The organism is Reyranella aquatilis (assembly GCF_020880995.1).
Taxonomy (GTDB): domain Bacteria; phylum Pseudomonadota; class Alphaproteobacteria; order Reyranellales; family Reyranellaceae; genus Reyranella; species Reyranella aquatilis.
The window spans coordinates 962,686-982,033 of sequence record NZ_JAJISD010000001.1 but is presented as its reverse complement, the minus strand read 5'-3'; the positions used below and the strand labels follow the sequence as shown (position 1 = coordinate 982,033).

Below are 19,348 nucleotides of genomic sequence, written 5' to 3'. Positions count from 1 at the left end.
AAGACGACATGGCTCGGAAATCGAACGACGGCATCGGCCGTCGCAGGATGCTGAAGGGCGCGGCCGGCATTGCGGGCGCCGCGGTGGGCAGCGGCGCGATCACCGGCTTCCCGGTGATCTGGGCACAGAACAACAAGAACATCGTGCTGCGCCAGTGCGGTACCGGCGTGTCGGCGATCAACGAGATCGCGGAGAAGTGCAAGGCCGACCTCGGTATCACGCTCCAGATGACGGCACTCGATTCCGACGCGGTGGTGCAGCGCGTCGTGACGCAGCCCAACTCCTTCGACATCGGCGACATCGAATACTGGATGATCAAGAAGGTCTTCGGCGCCAACACGCTGCAGGCGATGGACGTCAAGAAGATCAAGCTGTTCGACAAGATCGTGCCGATCTTCACCACCGGCAAGCTGAAGGCCGACAGCGTCATCGCGCAGGGCACGGCGCCCAGCACCGTGAGCTTCGTCGAAGGCGCAGGCTCGACCAAGTTCGCCAAGGGCCAGACCCAGTGGTTCACCATCGTTCCCACGATCTACAACGCCGATACGCTCGGCATCCGCCCCGACCTGGTCGGCCGCAAGATCGATTCGTGGAAGGACATCCTCGATCCGAAGTTCAAGGGCAAGACGTCGATCCTGAACATCCCGTCGATCGGCATCATGGATGCCGCGATGATCTGCGAGGCCGCCGGCATCGTGAAGTACGGCGACAAGGGCAACATGACCAAGGCGGAGATCGACAAGACCATCGATTTCCTGATCAAGACCAAGAAGGATGGCCAGTTCCGTGCCTTCTGGAAGACCTTCGACGAATCGGTGAACCTGATGACGTCGGGCGAGGTGGTGATCCAGTCCATGTGGTCGCCGGCGGTTTCCGCGGTGCGCGGCAAGGGCGTGCCCTGCACCTACCAGCCCCTGAAGGAAGGCTATCGCGCCTGGGGCGGCGGCCTCGCGCTCGCCAAGCACCTGCAGGGCGCGCAACTCGATGCGGCCTACGACTACATCAACTGGTACCTGTCCGGCTGGGTCGGCGCCTTCCTCAATCGCCAGGGCTACTACTCGGCGGTGCTGGAGACGGCCAAGGCCAACATGACGGCCGACGAGTGGGGCTTCTGGATGGAAGGCAAGCCCGCCCAGGGCGACATCAAGAACCCGCAGGGCCAGATCGTCGAGAAGGCCGGTGCTGTGCGCGACGGCGGCTCGTTCTACGACCGCATGGGCGCCGTCGCCTGCTGGAACGCGGTGATGGATGAGGACCGCTACATGGTCCAGAAGTGGAATCAGTTCATCGCCGCCTGATCGTTGGGCCACCTTCATATTCCTCTCCCCCGCCAGGGGGAGAGGCTAGGTGAGGGGGCCAGTCGAGTGCGCAATCCCCTTACCCAACCTCTCCCCCTGGCGGGGGAGAGGGGTATGAATTGATGAACCGCGTAAAGTCCTGGGTCACCTACCTGCAGGTCGCGCCGCTCGCGCTGGTGTTCCTGCTGTTCCTCATCGTCCCGATCCTCACGATCGTGGTGGTGAGCTTCTTCGACTACAACACGACCCAGATCATCCCGGCCTTCCTGCTGCAGAACTACGAGGAGCTGCTGCTCTCGCCGGTCACCTGGCGGACCTACAAGCAGACCATCCAGTTCGCGCTCATCACCTGGGCGCTCACCCTGCTGATCGGCTTCACGGTCGCCTATTTCGTGGCCTTCCACGTGCGCTCGTCCACGATGCAGACCGTGCTGTTCCTGCTCTGCACCATCCCGTTCTGGACCTCCAACGTGATCCGCATGATTTCGTGGATCCCGTTCCTCGGCCGGCACGGCTTGGCCAACACCACGCTCATGAATCTTGGCCTGATCGATCAGCCGCTGGAGTTCCTGCTCTATTCCGACTTCTCGGTCGTGCTGGCCTATGTCCACCTCTACACGCTGTTCATGGTGGTGCCGATCTTCAACTCGATGATGCGCATCGACCGCAGCCTGCTCGAAGCGGCGCGCGACGCCGGAGCGACCGGCTGGCAGACGCTGGTCAACGTCATACTGCCGTTGTGCAAGCCGGGCATCGCCATCGGTTCGATCTTCGTCGTCACCATCGTCATGGGCGATTTCGTGACGGTGCGCATGATGAGCGGCGGCCTGAGCGCCTCGGTTGGGCTGATGATGGCGAACGCCATGTCGCTGCTGCAGTATCCGGCCGCCGCGGCCAATGCGGTCGTGCTGCTGCTGCTGGTGCTCGGTATCGTCGCGGCCATGATGCGCATGGTCGACATCCGCAAGGAGCTGTGACGTGCAACACGGCAAGCGCGGTCCCGCCTTCTGGCTCCTCGGCGCCCTCTTCTGCCTGTTCGTGCTGTTCCTCTACGGGCCGACGTTGACGATCCTGATCCTGTCGTTCCAGGGACCGTCGGGCGGGCTCACCTTTCCGATGAACGGCGTGTCGCTGCACTGGTTCAGGAACCTGTTCGAGAAGCAGATGGTGGGCGACTTCGCGGGCTCGCTGCAGCGCTCCCTGATCCTGGGCGTCGCCGTCATGCTGGTGACCGTCGTCGCGTCCTTTTCGGCGGGCCTCGCCTTCCGCTCGCGCTTCCGCGGCTCGGCTGTCCTTTTCTATCTGGCCATCGCCAGCCTGATCGTCCCGTCGATCCTGATCAGCCTCGGCATCGGCCTGCTCTATCGCGTTCTGGGATGGGATCCCGCCTGGTACAGCTCGGCGTTCGGCGCCCATCTGACCTGGACGCTGCCTTTCGGTCTCCTGATCATGTTCGCCGTCTTCAACCGGTTCGACCGCCGCTATGAGGAAGCCGCGCGCGACCTCGGCGCCACCTCCTGGCAGACCATCCGGCATGTCGTCGTGCCGATCCTGCTGCCCAGCCTGATCGGCGTGGGCCTGTTCGGCTTCACGCTTTCCTACGACGAGTTCGCGCGCAGCCTCTATACGGCCGGCACCTTCAACACGCTGCCGCTGGAGATCTACGGCATGACGACCAACGTGACGACGCCGGTCCTCTATGCGCTGGGCACCGTCACCACGGGCGTGTCCGTGCTCGTGATCGCGCTGTCGCTCCTGTCGGTCACTTGGCTGCGACGGCGTCGGACGCGCCATGGCAGCGACGCCGGAAAGGCCGCCTGACATGACCCGCCAGACCAAAGTGCTGCGCCTGCCGACCGCCGGCCCGCAGGACACGGCGCCGCTCGCCGCCGCCATCGCGGCCGGCGATGTCGACGCCCGGAACATCGTCGCCATCGTCGGCAAGACCGAGGGCAATGGCTGCGTCAACGATTTCACCCGGGGCTACGCCACGCTGGCCCTGAAGCTGGTGCTGGCGGAGTCTCTGGGCTGCCCGCTGGCGGAAATCGAGAAGCGGGTTGCCATCGTGATGTCGGGCGGTACCGAAGGCGGGCTGTCGCCTCATCTGCTGATCTTCTGCCGTGAAGAGGTGTCGTTACCGGCTTCGGCGGGACCTCGGCTCGCCATTGGCGTCGGCCTGACGCGGCCCTTCAAGCCCGAGGAGATCGGCCGGGCGGCGCAGATCGAGGAGACGGCGGCGGCGGTGACGCTTGCCATGGGGGACGCAGGCATCGCCGGGCCTTCTGACGTGCATTTCGTCCAGATCAAGTGTCCGCTGCTGACCAAGGAGCGGATCGAGGAAGCGGCCCGCCGTGGCGCGGCGACCGCCACCGACGAGACCTACCATTCGATGGCCCTGTCGCGCGGCGCATCGGCGCTGGGCGTGGCGCTGGCGCTCGGTGAGATCGCGGACGCGCCGGAAGAAGCGGTCTGCAAGGACTTGTCCCTGTTCTCGCGTGTTGCCAGCACGTCGGCGGGTGTCGAGCTGCTGCGCAACGAGATCGTGGTGTTGGGCAATGCGAAGGGCTGGGCGGGCGATCTCGTGATCGGCCACGATGTCATGAAGGACGCCATCGATGCCGAGGCCGCGCGGCGCGTGCTGGCGGACCTGGGTGGCGAGACGGTCGCGGTGCTGGCCAAGGCCGAAGCCTCGCCGACCGGCGAGATCCGCGGCCGGCGGCATACGATGCTGGACGACAGCGACATCCATTCGACCCGCCATGCGCGCGCCCTCGTGGGCGGCGTGCTGGCCGGCACGATCGGCGACACGATGCTCTATATCTCCGGCGGCGCCGAGCACCAGGGTCCTGCGGGTGGCGGCCCTATCGCGATCATTGGGCGGGTCTGAGCGGCTGGGCTAAGCTCGCCGCATGAACGAGACGGATCCCTACGAACTTCTCGGTGTGCGCCGGCGAATCAATGCGGCCGGCGCCCTGACGCGGCTGGGCGGCGCGGTGATGGCGCCCGAGGTGGTGGCGGCCATGGCCGCCGCGTCGCGGGCCTCTGTCGACATCGGCGAACTGCAGGATGCGGCCAGCCGGCGGATCGCAGAAGCGACGGGCGCCGAGGCGGGGCTGGTGACGACCGGTGCGGCGGCAGCCCTCACGCTCGCGGCGGCCGCTGCCATCGCGCGCTGGGACATCGCGAAGATGGCGGCGCTTCCTCATGCCGGGGCGTTTCCCCACGACATCCTGATCCCGCGCACCCAGCGAACCGGCTACGCCCATGCGCTCGCGGCCTCCGGCGCCCGACTGGTCGACATCGGCCACAATGATCGCGGCACCGGCGCAGGCGTGCGCGGCCTCGAGGCCTGGGAGATCGAAACGGCGATCACCCCGTCGGTCGTGGCGATGGCCTTCTCGGTCAACGCCGGCAGCATCGTCGACCTGCCGGCCGCCATCGCGACCTGCCGGGCCAACGGCATTCCGCTGATCGTCGATGCGGCGGCGCAGCTTCCACCGAAGGAGAACCTGCGGCGCTTCATCGACATGGGCGTCGATCTGGTCGCCTTCTCGGGAGGTAAGGCGCTGGGCGGACCGCAGGCGTCGGGCATCCTCGCCGGCCGGCGCGATCTCGTGGCCTCGGCCCTGCTGCAGCAGCTCGACATGGACGTGGCGCCCGATACCTGGACGCCGCCCAGGCTGGTCGATCGCGCCAATCTGCGCGGCGTGCCGCATCATGGGATCGGTCGCGGCTTCAAGGCCGGCAAGGAGGAGATCGTCGGACTGCTCGTGGCGCTGGAGCGCTTCGTGAAGGCCGACGACGCCGCTGCCAATGCGGTATTGCAGTCGCGGCTGGAAGCGATCGCGGCATCGTTGAGCGGCTTCGACGTAAAGCTCCTGCCCGCCACGCAGACTGGCCGCGTACCGGTTCTGGAAATCGCGGTGGCCGACGCGCTCGCCGTCAGCGCCGCGCTGCAGAAGGGCAATCCGCCGGTTCATCTGTCGGAGCGGCACGCCGCGCGGGGCGTGCTCACGCTCGATCCCCAGGTCCTGCTGCCCGAGCACGATGCGCCGCTGGCGGCGGCGCTTCGTGAAACGCTTCAGTCGACCGTGGCCTGACCCTCGTCGCGATAGGCCCAGCAGCTGTCGGGCGGCAGTGTGAGGGCGACCTCGCCGTCGTTGTGACGGGCCGCCGTGCCGAGTTCCAGCACTTCGACTCTCTGTCCGCCGAACTCGACGTCATAGATGGTCTGCATGCCCTGGTAACGCCGCTCGATCACCCTTCCCGTGAAGCTGTTGGCCGGGCCACGCTCGCCGAGGCGGATGTTCTCGGCGCGCAGCGCCACATGGGCATTGTCGCCCGCCACGAGCGGCTGCGGCGTCCACGCTTCGATGCGGCCGGCGGCGCCCAGGTCGATGACGGCCTGCTCGCCCTTGCGCTCCAGCACCTTGCCCTTGAGCACGTTCGCGGCGCCCGTGAAGTTGGCGACGAAGGAATCAGCCGGCCTGTTGTAGATCTCGCCCGGCGGCGCCATCTGCAGCAGCTTGCCGTCCTTCATGACGCCGATCCGGTCGCCCAGCACCACGGCCTCGGACTGATCGTGCGTCACGTAGAGGCCTGTCATGCCGGTCATCTTCAGGATGCGGCGCAACTCGTCGCGCAGGCGGATGCGCAACTTGGAATCGAGATTCGACAGGGGCTCGTCGAGCAGCAGCAGCTGCGGCCGGTAGACCAGGCTGCGCGCCAGCGCGACGCGCTGCATCTGCCCGCCCGACAGCGACGTCACCGGCCGCTGGGCGTATTCGCCGAGGCCGACCAGCTCGAGCGTCTCGCGGACCTTGGTGTCGATGTCGGCGCTGCCGCTGGTGTTCTTGCGGCGATACTTCAGCGGATAGGCGACGTTCTGGTGCACCGTCATGTGCGGCCAAACCGCATAGGACTGGAACACCATGCCGATGTCGCGCTCGCGCGGGCTCACCAGCGTGCCGCGCTGGGGTTCGGACACGACGCGACCGCCGATCGAGATGCGGCCGACGGTCGGATGTTCGAGGCCGGCGACGCAGCGGAGCGTCGTGGTCTTGCCGCAGCCCGAAGGCCCCAGCAGCACCACGATCTCGCCCGCCGGGACGTCGAAACTGACGCCGTCGACGGCCGCCTTGCCGGTCCCGAACTTCTTGACCAGGTCCTCGACGAGGAGCGCAGCGCTCACTGGCGGTACCCGTAGGTCTTGTTCCACTCTTCCATCCACGAGTTGCGCAGCTTGCTGAACTCGTCGAACTTCGGCACCCAGACCTTTACGGTCTTCGGATCCCAGCCCTTCGGATAGGCGGGCGGCTCCTTGAGGGACGTGATGTTGCCAAGCTTGTTGATCATGAAGGTCTGGCCTTCCTTGGACAGTCGCCAGTTCATGAACAGCTTGGCGGCGTTGGGATTCTTCGACGCCTTGGTGACGCCATCGGCGTAGGGAACGATCGGCACGCCCTCGGGCGCGAAGATGGCCTCCGCCGGCGCGCCCTCGACGATCTTGGTGTAGATGATGTTGTAGAGCAGCGGCGCGATGGAGACCTCGCCGCGGACCAGCGCGTCCGATAGCGGAGCGCCTGACGGATAGAGCGCGATGCCCAGTTCAGCCTGCTTCTTCCAGTAGTCCTCGCCGAGCACCTGGCGCTCGAACATGATGCGGGTCCAGGTGGTGCCGCCCGACGGTCCGATCACCTGGCCGATCTGCTTGTTCTTGTACTCGGGCTTGGTGAGATCCATCCACGTCTTGGGCGCGTTCTTCACGAGCTGCGTGTTGTAGGCGATCGCCCAGCCCAGCGTGACGCCCGGCCACAGCTTCGGCGAGACGAGCGCGTCGGGCCGATAGTCGGCGGCGTTCGGCGGCGCGTAGTCCTGGAAAAGGTCGGCGATCTCCAGCATCAGGCCGCGGTCGGAGTGATTCACCACATCGGCGCCGAGCTTGTCGGCCGCCGCTTCCGTCTTGATGCGGGTGATGAGCTGACCGCCTGGCGCCCGCACCATCGCGACCTTGATCTTGGGGAAGCGCTTGTTGAACTCCTTGATCACTTCCTGCTGGGTCTCGGCGAAGTCGGCCGTGTAGAGCGTCAGTCCGCCTTCCTTTTCGGCCGCAGCGATCAGCTCCTTCGAGCCGAACGGATCCTGTTGTGCGCGGGCGGGGAGTGCGGCGGTGGCGGCCGCGCCGGCAATGCCGGCCAGTACGGTTCTGCGCTTCATGTTCTTTTCCTCCGATTGTTGTTGGGTCGTCAGCCGGCGCGTGCGCTGCTCTCGGCGGCGCCACGGGAAAGCCAGGTGGTGATGCCCAGCAGCACCGCGAGAATTACGGTCTGCACCAGGCTGAAGGCGGCCGTCTTGCCGACGTTGCCGCCCTCGTAATAGTCGAGCAGCAGCACGGCCATGACGGTCGTGTCGCTGGTGTAGAGGAACAGGGACGAGCCGAGCTCGCGCACCGACAACACGAACAGCAGGGTCATCGACGCCACGATGCCGGGGCGGGCCAGGGGAACCATGATCGTGGCAATCGTGCTGAGCAGGCCTCGACCGCAGATCCAGGCGGCTTCCTCGAGTTCGCGATGGATCTGCATGAAGGAGGTCGACAGCGCCTTGACCGTGTCGGGGATGAAGCGGGCCACGAAGGCCAGCGCCAGGATCCAGATCGTGCCGTACAGGCCGCCCGGCAGGCCGATCCAGGCCCAGAGGTAGGCGACGCCGACGACAAGGCCGGGAATGGCGACGGGAATCGTCGACAGCAGGTCGATGATCTTGCGGCCGGGAGCCTGCGTGCGGTTGATCGTATAGCCGATGGCGAAGGCCAGGACGCCGCCGACGACGGCTGTGATCACGCCGACCTTCATCGTGTTCCAGATCGAGATCATGGTCAGCGGATTGTCGAAGATCGAATTGAAGTGCACCCAGCTATAGGCCTTCGTGTCGAAGACCGCGTCGAAGTCCTTGAAGAACAGGAACCGGCGGAAGGCGGCGATCACCAGGGCGATGGTGGGCAGCACGACGACGATGAACAGGTAGGCGAGAGCGAGGCCGAAGGTGAGCCAGCGCCACGGTCCGAGATTGAGGCTGCGCGGACGGAAAGCCTTGCCGGCGACCGTGGCGAAGCTGCGCCCCGACAGGACGCGCTGCTGCGCCCAGACGAAGATGGCCGTCACGACCATCAGGAGGATCGCGACCGCCGCCGCCGTGTTGTAGAGCGGCGGGCTCCAGGCGGTAAGCTTGAAGATGTAGGTCGTGAGCACGCTGATGTTGGCCGGCGCGCCGAGCGCGGCGGGTATGCCGTAGATGCCCAGCATCACCACGAACGACAGGAGCGAGCCCGCCAGGATCGCCGGCGCGATCAGCGGGAACGTGACGGTGAACAGGGTCGTGAAGGCCGAGGCACCGGAAACCTCGGAGGCTTCCTCGAGGCTCGGGTCCATGTTCCGGAGCGCCGAGGCGGTGAACATGTAGACGTAGGGCGCGTAGTAGAATCCGAAGACCAGGATGAGGCCCGACATCGAATAGAAGTCGAACCGAAAATCGACACCAATCCACTTCAGCACGGTGTTCAGCAGGCCCGTCTTGGGGGAGCCGAGGATGCTCCAGGCGACGCCCGCCACCAGCGGCGGCACGAACAGCGGGATCATGCTGGCGCCAGCGATGAAGCCCTTGAACGGCGTGTTGGTCCGCACGACGATCCACGAGAAGGCGAGGCCGATCACGACGGCCAGCACCGTCCCGCCGCCGCAGGCGACGAGGGCGTTGAAGAAGGCGAGGCGCACGTTCTCGTTGCCGAGAACCGCCATGAAGTGCGTCAGCGAGGGATTGAACTTGCCGAAGCCGTCAATCACCGGGTTCGAATCGCTGATGGCGCCAAAGAACAGCATCAGCAGCGGGTAGATGACGAGGAACGTCAGGATGACCAGCAGCGCGCCGATCCACAGCGGCACGGCGAGCCTGCGCGCAACGGGCACGGCGTCGGTCGTCACAGGCAAAGCGGCAGCACTCGTCGCCGTCAACGCGTTCTTCCTCCCGGGTCGTCCGCAGCCTGGAAGGGTGCGGCTTCTTCATTAAGACTGCGATGCTAGCCCATCCGCATCTCCGGCGCTACGGCCCGCGCATGCGTGGAGTCGTCGCCTGTCTTTGTGAAATGGCGCTCACTGGTCGCCGTTGACCCCGGTCAAGAACCTCTCCGAATAGGAATTCATGATCTCCTGCCACGTCGCTCTGGTGCCGCTGGCCGACCAGTTGAAGATCGGCTTCAGCGTCTTGGTCGTAAAGTCGACCATCGAACCGAATGAGCCGGTGATGCCGTTGGTGATGATGCTGGCGTTCCGCGTGCCCTCCGGATCGAGTGTCGTCGCCTTGGCCGCAAAATACGAGAGATTGTAGTAGCTGTAGCTCGAGCAGCCGAAGAACGCGTAGATCTGATACTGCTCCTTGTTCATCCGGATGGGCGTGCCGATCTGCTCGCCCATGTAGATGAGATCGAGCAGTCCGACGCGGGAATGTCCCGCATAGAGGAACATCGAGCCGCGCTCGGCGGCCTCCTTCGCCATGCAGAAGAACGCCACGCTGTCCTCGCCGATGTTGGTCACTCCCCAGAACAGGCGCGCCACGACGGTGCGCGCGCCGTCCTTGCGGATGAACTCCTCGACGAATCCCGGCGATGCGGCGAGCGATTTCGACGTGCCGCACTCGCGCTCGCGTTCGTCGGCCGGCACCGTACGCACGGCGAAACCCTGCCCCAGCAGGAACTTGCGGATTTCGCGGTAATTGCCCGCGTTGTAGTCAGTGTTGCTCTTGTCGGGAGCGGACTTGCCGTTCCGGTCCTCGTCGGCGCCGAACGTCAGGACGATCCGCATCTCGCCGTTGCGGTTGGAAAGACGCTCGTAGGCCGGCGCGGTGTTCGCGGTGTTCGGCCGCCTGGCCACGATGGTGCCGTCCGCGGTCGAATAGTCGACGCCCTCGACCAGCGGGCAGCCTTTGTTCAGCGGCGCCCAGAAGTAGGCCATGCGATACTTCTCGCCCCAACTGAAGCACTTGTCGGTCGAGCGCTCCCAGACCTCGTCGAGGTTGAGCGGGAGGCGGATCTTCACGACGTCCTGGAGGCCGTTGTCGAGAACGAAGGTACCGGTGTAGCGGTAGCGGACATAGAGCTTGCCAGTCTTGCCGTCGCGATGCTTGCCGAGAACATCGACCTTGGCGTCGTTCTTGGCGGCGGCTTTCCTCGGTGCGGCCTGCAGCGGGCCGGCGAGGTACAGGAGCTGCCGGTTGATGTAGGAGGGCAGCAGGATGTAGTCGGGCGCGTCCTCCGCGATCTCGACCTGGCTCGTGAAAGTCACCTCGGCTTCATAGGAGTCTTTTGAGTAGTAGGCGAAAGCCGGCGTGCCCAAGATGAGAAACAGGCAGCCGGCGAGAGCCGCCGACAGAACGCGATCGAGCATGGCTAACCGTAGCCCTTCCTGGTTTGCGACGTTAATTTGTCGGGATGGAACTCAAGACGCACAATCGATACGCCTATACACCCCTGCGGGGTCGCGCCGACTACACTTGGCCGGCTGGCCGGAGACTCGCCGTCTACTTCGCGCTCAATCTGGAGCATTTTTCCTATGGCGAGGGGCTTGGCGCTGAATTGGCCCCCGGTGGTCCGCACCCGGACATTCTCAACTATGCATGGCGCGATTATGGCAATCGCGTCGGCGCCTGGTACATGCTCGACGCCTTTGATGGCCTGCGGCTGCCGATGGCCGCCCTGGTCAACAGCGCGATGTACGACTACGCCCCGGAACTGGTCGCCGCCTGCCGCGCACGCGGCGACGAGATCGTGGGGCATGGTCGCACCAATGCGGAGCGGCAGGGCGTGCTCGACGAACCTGGCGAGCGGGCTCTCATCGTCGAGGCGACGACGCGGCTGGCGGAGGCCGAAGGCCGCCCGCCGGAAGGCTGGCTGGGTCCGTGGATTTCACACAGTCACGTCACGCCCGACCTGCTGGCCGAAGCGGGCTACCGCTACCTGCTGGACTGGTGCATGGACGACCAGCCCATCTGGTTCCGCTGCCGCAACGACAGGCGCATCCTCGCCGTGCCTTACCCGCAGGAAGTGAACGACATCCCCCAGATAGTCGGGCGCAAGATCGGCGGCGACGCGTTCGCCGACATCATCGTCGACCACTTCGACGAGATGATGGAGCTGTCGAGGGAGCGACCGCTGGTGATGGGCGTCGCGCTGCATGCGTACCTGGTAGGCCAACCGCACCGGTTGCGGCATCTCAAGCGGGCGCTTCGTCACATCGCCCGTCATCGCGACTCGATATGGCTGACCACGCCGGGCGCAATCGCCCGGCATTGCGCGTCTCTTCCCCAAGGCATCGTCCCCTAGGAGCACCATGCGTCTCTTTTCCGCCACGCTGGCCACCGAAACCAATACTTTTTCTCCCTTGCCGACGAGCCTGGAGAATTACCGCGAGTCGGTGTTCTTCCGGGCGGGTGAGCATCCGGCCGATGCGCCGCGCATGTGCACCGCGCCGCTGTTCGTCGCGCGCGCCCGTGCCCAGGCAGAGGGCTTCGAGCTGATCGAAGGCAGCTGCTTTGCCGCCAGCCCGGCTGGCACGACAAACCGGGCCGACTACGAGACGATGCGCGACGAGATCCTGGGGCAACTCAAGGCAGCGCTACCGGTGGACGGGATTCTACTCGGACTGCATGGCGCGATGGTGGCGCACGGCTACGACGACGTGGAGGGCGACATCATCGAACGCTGCCGCGCGATCGTCGGGCCGAAATGCGTCATTGGCGTCGAACTCGATCCGCACTGCCATCTCACCATGAAGCGTGTGTCGAACGCCGACATCATCGTCCTCTACAAAGAGTTCCCCCATACCGACGTCGTCGAGCGGGCCGAGGATGTGCTCGATCTCGTTCTGGCGACGCTGCGCGGCAAGGTGAAGCCGGTGATGTCGGTCTACGACTGCCGGCAGATCCAGAGCTATCCGACGACGATGCAGCCGATGCGCAGCATCGTCGACCGGATCATGGCGATGGAGGGCAAGGACGGAATCCTCTCCGTGTCGATCGCCCACTGCTTCCCCTATGGCGACGTTCCGGAAATCGGAACGCGCGTGCTGGTCATCGCCGACGGCGACAAGAAGAAGGCCGATTCGCTGGCGACACAGCTGGGCGAGGAGCTGGTCGGCCTGCGCGGCAAGACCGCGCCACAGTCGCTCGATGTGGCGGCCGGCATCGCCGAAGGAGTTGCCTTCAACGACCTGCCCGTAGTGGTTGCGGATCCTTCGGACAATGCCGGCGGCGGGGCGCCATCGGACAATACGGACATCCTGAAGCATATCATCGAAAAGAACGTCGAAAGCGCCTGTCTCGGCCCGATCTGGGATCCAATTGCCGTCCGCATCTGTTTCGATGCCGGGCTGGGCGCCCGCATCGGCCTGCGGTTCGGCGGCAAGATCGCGCCCAGTTCGGGGCAGCCCGTCGACGCCGAGGTCGAGATCGTTGGCCTGAAGCGCGACGCCTGGCAGAGATTCGGACCGACGCAGGTGCCGGTCGGGGACTGTGCAGCCGTTCGCATCGGCGGCGTCGAGGTAGTGCTGATTTCCAAGCGCACGCAGGCGACCGGACTGGAGCTCTTCACCAACGTGGGCATCGATCCGACGCAGCGGAAGCTGGTCGTGGTCAAGTCGACGAACCACTTCATGGCGGCCTACGGTCCGATTGCGAAGAAGGTGATCTACGTCGAATCGAGCGGGCCGCTGCCGCGCGATCATCGCAAGGTACCGTACACGAAGGTCGAGCGGCCGATCTGGCCGCTGGACGAAGGGGCATCGCCGCGCGGTCTGATCTACTAGCGTCGCGCTGGACAAATCGAAGCGCAGCTTTGCATACTCTCTGCGGGGAGCAAGGGAGTGTTTCGAATGTTCAATCGAGTCTTCGCGGGCGCGCTCGCGCTGGCGCTTCCGTTCGCCGCCGTGCAGGCGCCGGCCCAGGCGCAGGAAAAGGTCCTGAAGGCCGTGATGCACGCCGACGTGCGCGTGATCGATCCGATCTGGACCACCCAGACCATCGCCAACATCCATGGCGCGCTGATCTACGACACCCTGTTCGGCAACGACGCCGACCAGAAGCCGCAGCCCCAGATGGTCGGCAAGTACGAGGTCAGCCCCGACAAGCTCACCTATACCTTCACCCTGCGCGACGGGCTGAAGTTCCACGACGGCTCGCCCGTCACGACCAAGGACGTCATTGCCTCGCTGAAGCGGTGGGGGGCCAAGGACGGCGTCGGCCAGCGCTTGATGGGCTTCGTCACCAAGATGGAGCCGGTCGACGACAAGACCTTCACCATGGTGCTGAAGGCGCCCTACGGCATGGTGCTCGAGTCGCTGGGCAAGACGTCCAGCTCCATCGCCGCCATCATGCGCGAGAAGGATGCGCTGACCGATCCTCAGCAGCAGGTGAAGGAAGCGGTCGGGTCCGGCCCCTACATGTTCGCCAAGGACCAGTGGGTCCCGGGCAGCAAGGCGGTCTATCTCAAGAACAAGGACTATCAGCCCCGCACCGAGCCGCCGTCTTCCTTCGCCGGCGCCAAGGTGCCGGGCGTCGACCGCATCGAACTGGTCTGGATCTCCGATCCGCAGACGGCGATGTCGGCGCTGATCAACGGCGAGATCGATTTCTACGAGGCGCCGACCAACGACTTCCTGCCGCTGCTGGAGAAGGCGCGCGGCGTGAAGCTGATGAAGACCGGCAAGATCGACAGCACCCAGGGCTTCATCCGTCTGAACCATCTCCAGCCGCCGTTCGACAACGTGAAGGCGCGGCAGGCGATGTACTACCTGATCAACCAGGAAGACTTTCTGCGCGCCATCGTCGGCAACCCCAAGTACTACAAGGTCTGCCCGGCGCTCCTGACCTGCGGCGGCCCCTACGAGAGTGCTGGCGGCCGCGAGTGGATGAAGGAGTACAACCCGAAGAAGGCGCTGCAGCTTCTCAAGGAGGCCGGCTACAAGGGCGAGCCCATCACCGTCCTGTCGGCGACCGACCATGCCACGATCACCCCGGCGACCCAGGTCCTGATCCAGGCGATGCGCGAGGCTGGCATCAATGTCGACGCCCAGTCGATGGACTGGGGCTCGGTGGTCTCGCGTCGCGCCAAGAAGGATCCGCCGGCGCAAGGCGGCTGGAACATCTTCGTCACCACCTCGGGCGGCGTCGGCTCGGCCAATCCCGTGCTGCACACCTGGATCGGCGCGGCCTGCGACAAGGGCCTGTTCGGCTGGCCCTGCGACGCCAAGATAGAGGAGCTGCGCAACGCCTTCGGCATGGCGCAGAGCGAGGAAGAGCGGAAGAAGATCGCCAACGAACTGCAGGCGCGGGCGATGGAGCAGGTCGTCTACATTCCGTTCGGCCAGTGGGACACGCCGCTCGCCTATCGTGCCGACCGGATCGACGGCATCGTGCCGAACACGGGTCTTGCCGTGCTCTGGGGGATCACGAAGAAGTAATGTCGTCACGAGTACGCGTCGCCATCGCCCGCCGCGAGGCCTTGCCTGAGAAGGGCAAGGCCTCGTCATGACCACCTACATAGTCCGTCGTCTCTTTGCGACGCTGCCGGTCATGGCCGTGGTGGCGTTGTTCGTCTTCTTTCTACTGCGCTTCGCGCCCGGCGATCCGGCGGCGATCATCGCCGGCGAGGACGCCACGGCGGAAGCGATCGCCGCCGTCCGTGCCAAGCTCGGCCTCGACCGGCCGATGGTCGAGCAGTTCGTCGTCTGGACGATGCAGCTCGTGCGCGGCGACATGGGCGTGTCGATCTTCTCCAATCTTCCGGTCACCCGGCTGATCTCGCAGCGTCTCGAGCCGACGGTCGCACTGACGCTGTCGACCCTGTTCGTTGCCGTCGCAATGGCCATTCCCATTGGCGTGCTGGCGGCCTGGAAGGCGCGCAAGCTCGTCGACCGTCTGGTCATGGGATTTGCCGTGCTGGGCTTTGCCATGCCGGTCTTCGTGCTGGCCTACATCCTGATCTATTTCTTCGCCGTGCAATGGCAGCTCCTGCCGGTGCAGGGCTACCAGCCGATCAAGGAAGGCCTTTGGCCCTTCGTACAGAGCCTGATCCTGCCCTCGCTGGCGCTGGGCATCACCTACATGGCGCTGATCGCCCGCACCACCCGAGCCTCGATGCTGGAGGTGCTCGCGCAGGACTACATGCGCACCGCGAATTCCAAGGGGCTGGCAACCAATCGCGTTCTGCTGCTGCACGCGCTCAAGAACGCGGCCGTTCCGATCGTCACGGTGATCGGCATCGGTATCGCGCTGCTGATCTCGGGTGTCGTCATCACCGAGACGGTGTTCAATATCCCTGGCCTCGGTCGGCTCACCGTCGATGCCGTGCTGAAGCGCGACTATCCGGTGGTGCAGGGGCTGATCCTGGTCTTCGCCGGCGCCAAGGTGCTGGTGAACCTGATCATCGACATATCCTACGCGTTCCTCGACCCGCGGATCCGGTACTGACATGGCCGTAGTCACCGACGACCTCGCCGTGCCGTCCGCCCGCCGCTTCTCGCTGTGGCGCGCGATCCGGCGCAATCCGACCATCGCGCTGGGCGCGGTGTTGCTCTCGGTGCTGATCGTGCTGGCGGTGTTCGCGCCGTTCATCGCCACCAGCGATCCGTTCAAGATCGCGCCGGTCAACCGGCTGCGGCCGCCCTCGGAGCGCTGGTGGTTCGGCACCGACCAGTTCGGTCGCGACGTGTTCTCCCGCACGATCTACGGTGCGCGCGTGTCGCTGATCGTCGGCCTTTCGGTGGCGGCCTTCTCCAGCATCCTCGGCCTCGCGCTGGGCCTGGCCTGCGGCTACTTCCGCAAGGTCGACGCGCTCGTCATGCGCGTGATGGACGGATTGATGGCGATACCGTCGATCCTGCTGGCGATCGCCCTGATCACCCTGTCGCGACCGGGACTCGGCATCGTGATCGTGGCGATCGTGATCCCCGAGGTGCCGCGCATCGTGCGCGTGGTGCGGGCCGTCGTGCTCTCGATCCGGGCCCAGCCCTATATCGAAAGTGCCATCGCGGGCGGGACGAAGAACTGGAAGCTGCTGACGCGGCACATCCTGCCCAACACTTTGGCCCCGCTGATCGTGCAATCGACCTACGTGTGTGCGTCCGCCATGCTGATCGAAGCGGGCCTGAGCTTCCTCGGTGCCGGCGTGCCGCCGGAAGTGCCGAGCTGGGGCAACATCATCGCCCAGGGCCGAACCTTCTTCCAGATCGCTCCCTGGACGATCATGATTCCCGGCGCCTTCCTCGCGGTCACGGTCCTTGCCGTGAACCTGCTGGGCGACGGCCTGCGCGACCGACTCGATCCGCGCCTGGCGAGGCGCCTGTGAGCGGCAATCCGAACGCGATCCTCGAGGTCCGCGATCTCCATACCCAGTTCAGCACGCTGGACGGCGTGGTGCGCGCCGTGGACGGCGTGTCGTTCGAGGTGGCCCGCGGGGAAACGCTGGGAATCGTGGGCGAATCCGGTTGCGGCAAGTCGGTGACGGCCATGTCGATCCTGCGGCTGATCCCGCCGGAAACCGGCCGCATCGCCTCGGGCTCGATCAAGTTCGAGGGCGAGGAACTCACGACGCTTACCGAAGAGGCGATGAAGCGCCTGCGCGGTCATCGCATCTCGATGATCTTCCAGGAGCCGATGACCAGCCTCAATCCGGTCCTGACGGTCGGCACGCAGATCGCCGAGAACGTCGTGCGCCATCTCGGCGTCTCGTGGAAGGCGGCGCGCGAGCGCGCCTTCGAGATGCTCGACCTGGTGCGCATCGCCGACGCGCGCCGCCGGCTCGACGAATATCCCCATCAGCTCTCGGGCGGCATGCGCCAGAGGGTCATGATCGCCATGGCTCTGTCGTGCGATCCGCAGGTCCTGATCGCCGACGAGCCAACCACGGCACTCGACGTCACCATCCAGGCGCAGATCCTCGACCTGATGATCGAGCTCAAGGAGAAGACGGGAACGGCCATCGTGCTCATCACCCACGATCTGGGGGTCGTCGCCGAGACGACCGAGCGCGTCGTGGTGATGTATGCCGGCCGCAAGGTCGAGCAGGCGACTGTCGATGCGTTGTTCGAGGAGCCGCTGCACCCCTACACGCGCGGCCTGATGCGGGCGATCCCGCGGCTTGACGTCGAGGCGGACGCCGCGGGGACGCGGCCGCGCCTGCAGGAGATTCCCGGTCTGGTGCCGATTCTCACCCAGCCGATCATGGGCTGCGCCTTCGCGCCGCGCTGCGGGTTCGCCACCGACCGCTGCCGCGGGGAGCGACCACCGCTGGTGGACGCCGGGGCCGGTCATCTCGTCGCCTGCTGGGAGATCGAGCGCGTGAGGAGGGCTGTATGAGCGACGCACCCGTCCTGCAGGTCGAAGGGCTCGTGAAGCACTTCCCGATCCATGGCGGCCTCTTGCAGCGCCGTGTCGGCGAGGTGAGGGCAGTCGACGGCGTCACTTTCTCGATCCGCCGCGGCGAGACGTTGGGCCTGGTAGGCGAGTCGGGCTGCGGCAAGTCGACGATCGGCAAGGTCGTGCTGAAGCTGATCGAGCCCACGGCCGGCAAGATCGTGCTGGCGGGCGAGGACGTGACGTCGCTGAAGCCCGGCGCGATGTGGCCCCATCGCCGGCGCATCCAGACGATCTTCCAGGATCCGTACTCCTCGATGAACCCGCGCCTGTCGTCCGGGACGATCGTGGGCGAGCCGCTGGAGAATTTCGGCATCGCCCGCGGGGCCGAGCGCGACGACCGGGTGGCGCAGCTCTTCCAGCGTGTCGGCCTGCGGCCCGAGGCGATGCGCAAGTTCGCGCATGAATTCTCGGGTGGCCAGCGCCAGCGCCTGGGTATCGCCAAGGCCCTTTCGGTGAACCCTGACGTGATCGTGGCCGACGAGCCGGTCTCGGCGCTGGACGTGTCGGTACAGGCGCAGGTGCTGAACCTGCTGATCGACCTGCAGGAAGAGTATGGTCTTGCCTACCTGTTCATCAGCCATGACCTCGCGGTCATGCGGCACATCAGCCATCGCATCGCGGTGATGTACCTGGGCCGCATCGTCGAGCTCACGGACAAGCGCACGCTCTTCACGCAGCCGCTGCATCCCTACACTGAGGCGCTGCTGTCGGCCGCGACCGCGCCCGACCCCAAGCGCCGTCGCAAGCGCAAGAAGATCGTACAGGGCGACGTGCCGAGCCCGGCCAAGCCGCCGCCCGGCTGCCACTTCCATACTCGGTGTATCTATGCGACGGCGGAATGCCGCGTGACCGCGCCGCCGCTCGTCGAGGTGGCGCCCGGCCACCACGTTGCGTGTCTGCGCCGTCCCGTTGGCGGCGATCCGGGACCGCTTGCGATCCCGGGTTAGCGCTCCGGCGTCTCGGCCGGCTCCGTCGCCTTCATCGTAGGGCGTTGTGCGACGGTGTCGTACCAGCCCGTGAGCGTCGGAGCCGCCTCGCGCCAAGCCGGCCCATAGCGCCAGTCGTCGTAGCCGCAGGCCACGGCCGTCGTGATCTGCGCGAGATCGAAGGCATCGCCGAAAGAAGGCACCTGCTTTTCCAGCGCCGCGAAGCAGCGCAGGCCGCGGTCGCGCATCTTGGCGATGAAATCGTCGGAGCGGTCGGCGCCGATGCGCAACAACTCGGCCCGGCGCATGATCTGCGCTTCGAGGATAGCGCAGGCCAGGGCGTTGGTTTCCTGTGCCTTCCAGCGCCCGGGACCGTCCGCCGCGAGGAGCCGGTGGTTGCCGAACTTGCCGTCGAGATAGTCGATGATCGAATGCGAATCGGTCAGCGTGACATCGTCGGCGACGAGGGCCGGGATGCGCACGACCGGTGTCGCTTCGACGAAGTCGGCGGGCATTTCCACGGTCCGCGTGCCCCAGGCATGCGGCCACCGCGTCTGCACGTACTCGAAGCGATCGCCAATGCCGAGTTCGTCGATGCAGACCCTGACACGGCGGACCCAGGGCGAGGCCGGCGTGACGTAGAGGCGCATTCGGCCGTCTGTT

Annotated in this window: 17 protein-coding genes; 12 read left to right on the top strand and 5 right to left on the bottom strand. The window is 65.8% G+C overall.

All coding sequences use genetic code 11. The features are described 5' to 3' along the window. Positions 1-8: 8 nt before the first annotated feature. From LJ725_RS04760 to LJ725_RS04740, 5 genes are all read left to right on the top strand, one after another. A complete protein-coding gene (locus LJ725_RS04760) occupies positions 9-1,298 on the top strand; it encodes an ABC transporter substrate-binding protein (RefSeq protein ID WP_230549462.1) in 1,290 nt (429 codons plus the stop codon). Between the two features lie 122 nt (positions 1,299-1,420). Then, complete coding sequence (locus LJ725_RS04755; RefSeq protein WP_230549461.1) at positions 1,421-2,275, top strand: ABC transporter permease; 855 nt, start codon at positions 1,421-1,423, stop codon at positions 2,273-2,275. A gap of 1 nt (position 2,276) precedes the next feature. Further along, the gene (locus LJ725_RS04750) at positions 2,277-3,119 is read left to right on the top strand and encodes an ABC transporter permease (protein ID WP_230549460.1); all 843 of its coding nucleotides are present in this window, start codon (positions 2,277-2,279) and stop codon (positions 3,117-3,119) included. Between the two features lies 1 nt (position 3,120). After that, positions 3,121-4,185, top strand: coding sequence for a cyanuric acid amidohydrolase (atzD, locus tag LJ725_RS04745; protein WP_230549459.1), 1,065 nt, complete (start codon positions 3,121-3,123; stop codon positions 4,183-4,185). Between the two features lie 22 nt (positions 4,186-4,207). After that, positions 4,208-5,398, top strand: coding sequence for an aminotransferase class V-fold PLP-dependent enzyme (locus LJ725_RS04740; protein ID WP_230549458.1), 1,191 nt, complete (start codon positions 4,208-4,210; stop codon positions 5,396-5,398). Here the strand turns inward: LJ725_RS04740 and LJ725_RS04735 are convergent. The 4 genes from LJ725_RS04735 to LJ725_RS04720 all read right to left on the bottom strand — a co-directional run bounded on the left by LJ725_RS04735 (position 5,380) and on the right by LJ725_RS04720 (position 10,735). Next, positions 5,380-6,489, bottom strand: a complete 1,110-nt coding sequence (locus tag LJ725_RS04735; RefSeq protein WP_230549457.1) for an ABC transporter ATP-binding protein — start codon at positions 6,487-6,489, stop codon at positions 5,380-5,382. The genes LJ725_RS04740 and LJ725_RS04735 overlap by 19 nt on opposite strands. Next, complete coding sequence (locus LJ725_RS04730) at positions 6,486-7,514, bottom strand: extracellular solute-binding protein (RefSeq protein WP_230549456.1); 1,029 nt, start codon at positions 7,512-7,514, stop codon at positions 6,486-6,488. The genes LJ725_RS04735 and LJ725_RS04730 overlap by 4 nt, the downstream gene beginning before the upstream one ends. Before the next feature lie 29 nt (positions 7,515-7,543). Further along, positions 7,544-9,307: an ABC transporter permease gene (locus LJ725_RS04725; RefSeq protein ID WP_230549455.1), complete on the bottom strand. Its 1,764-nt coding sequence runs from the start codon at positions 9,305-9,307 to the stop codon at positions 7,544-7,546. A 138-nt stretch (positions 9,308-9,445) separates the two neighbouring features. Beyond that, complete coding sequence (locus LJ725_RS04720) at positions 9,446-10,735, bottom strand: hypothetical protein (RefSeq protein WP_230549454.1); 1,290 nt, start codon at positions 10,733-10,735, stop codon at positions 9,446-9,448. A gap of 44 nt (positions 10,736-10,779) precedes the next feature. On the opposite strand from LJ725_RS04720, the gene LJ725_RS04715 reads away from it, so the two are divergent. The 7 genes from LJ725_RS04715 (at position 10,780) to LJ725_RS04685 (ending at position 18,706) form a co-directional block, all read left to right on the top strand. Continuing rightward, a complete protein-coding gene (locus LJ725_RS04715) occupies positions 10,780-11,670 on the top strand; it encodes a polysaccharide deacetylase family protein (RefSeq protein ID WP_230549453.1) in 891 nt (296 codons plus the stop codon). A gap of 7 nt (positions 11,671-11,677) precedes the next feature. Beyond that, a complete protein-coding gene (locus tag LJ725_RS04710; RefSeq protein ID WP_230549452.1) occupies positions 11,678-13,150 on the top strand; it encodes a M81 family metallopeptidase in 1,473 nt (490 codons plus the stop codon). 66 nt (positions 13,151-13,216) lie between these two features. Beyond that, positions 13,217-14,803, top strand: coding sequence for an ABC transporter substrate-binding protein (locus LJ725_RS04705; RefSeq protein ID WP_230549451.1), 1,587 nt, complete (start codon positions 13,217-13,219; stop codon positions 14,801-14,803). Between the two features lie 67 nt (positions 14,804-14,870). After that, a complete protein-coding gene (locus tag LJ725_RS04700; protein WP_230549450.1) occupies positions 14,871-15,812 on the top strand; it encodes an ABC transporter permease in 942 nt (313 codons plus the stop codon). 1 nt (position 15,813) lies between these two features. Then, positions 15,814-16,689: an ABC transporter permease gene (locus tag LJ725_RS04695; RefSeq protein WP_230549449.1), complete on the top strand. Its 876-nt coding sequence runs from the start codon at positions 15,814-15,816 to the stop codon at positions 16,687-16,689. Beyond that, complete coding sequence (locus LJ725_RS04690; protein ID WP_230549448.1) at positions 16,686-17,699, top strand: ABC transporter ATP-binding protein; 1,014 nt, start codon at positions 16,686-16,688, stop codon at positions 17,697-17,699. Before LJ725_RS04695 ends, LJ725_RS04690 begins: the two co-directional genes overlap by 4 nt. Then, the gene (locus LJ725_RS04685; protein WP_230549447.1) at positions 17,696-18,706 is read left to right on the top strand and encodes an ABC transporter ATP-binding protein; all 1,011 of its coding nucleotides are present in this window, start codon (positions 17,696-17,698) and stop codon (positions 18,704-18,706) included. Before LJ725_RS04690 ends, LJ725_RS04685 begins: the two co-directional genes overlap by 4 nt. Here the strand turns inward: LJ725_RS04685 and LJ725_RS04680 are convergent. Continuing rightward, the gene (locus tag LJ725_RS04680; protein ID WP_230549446.1) at positions 18,703-19,335 is read right to left on the bottom strand and encodes a glutathione S-transferase family protein; all 633 of its coding nucleotides are present in this window, start codon (positions 19,333-19,335) and stop codon (positions 18,703-18,705) included. The two genes, LJ725_RS04685 and LJ725_RS04680, sit on opposite strands and share 4 nt — an antisense overlap. Positions 19,336-19,348 lie beyond the last annotated feature (13 nt).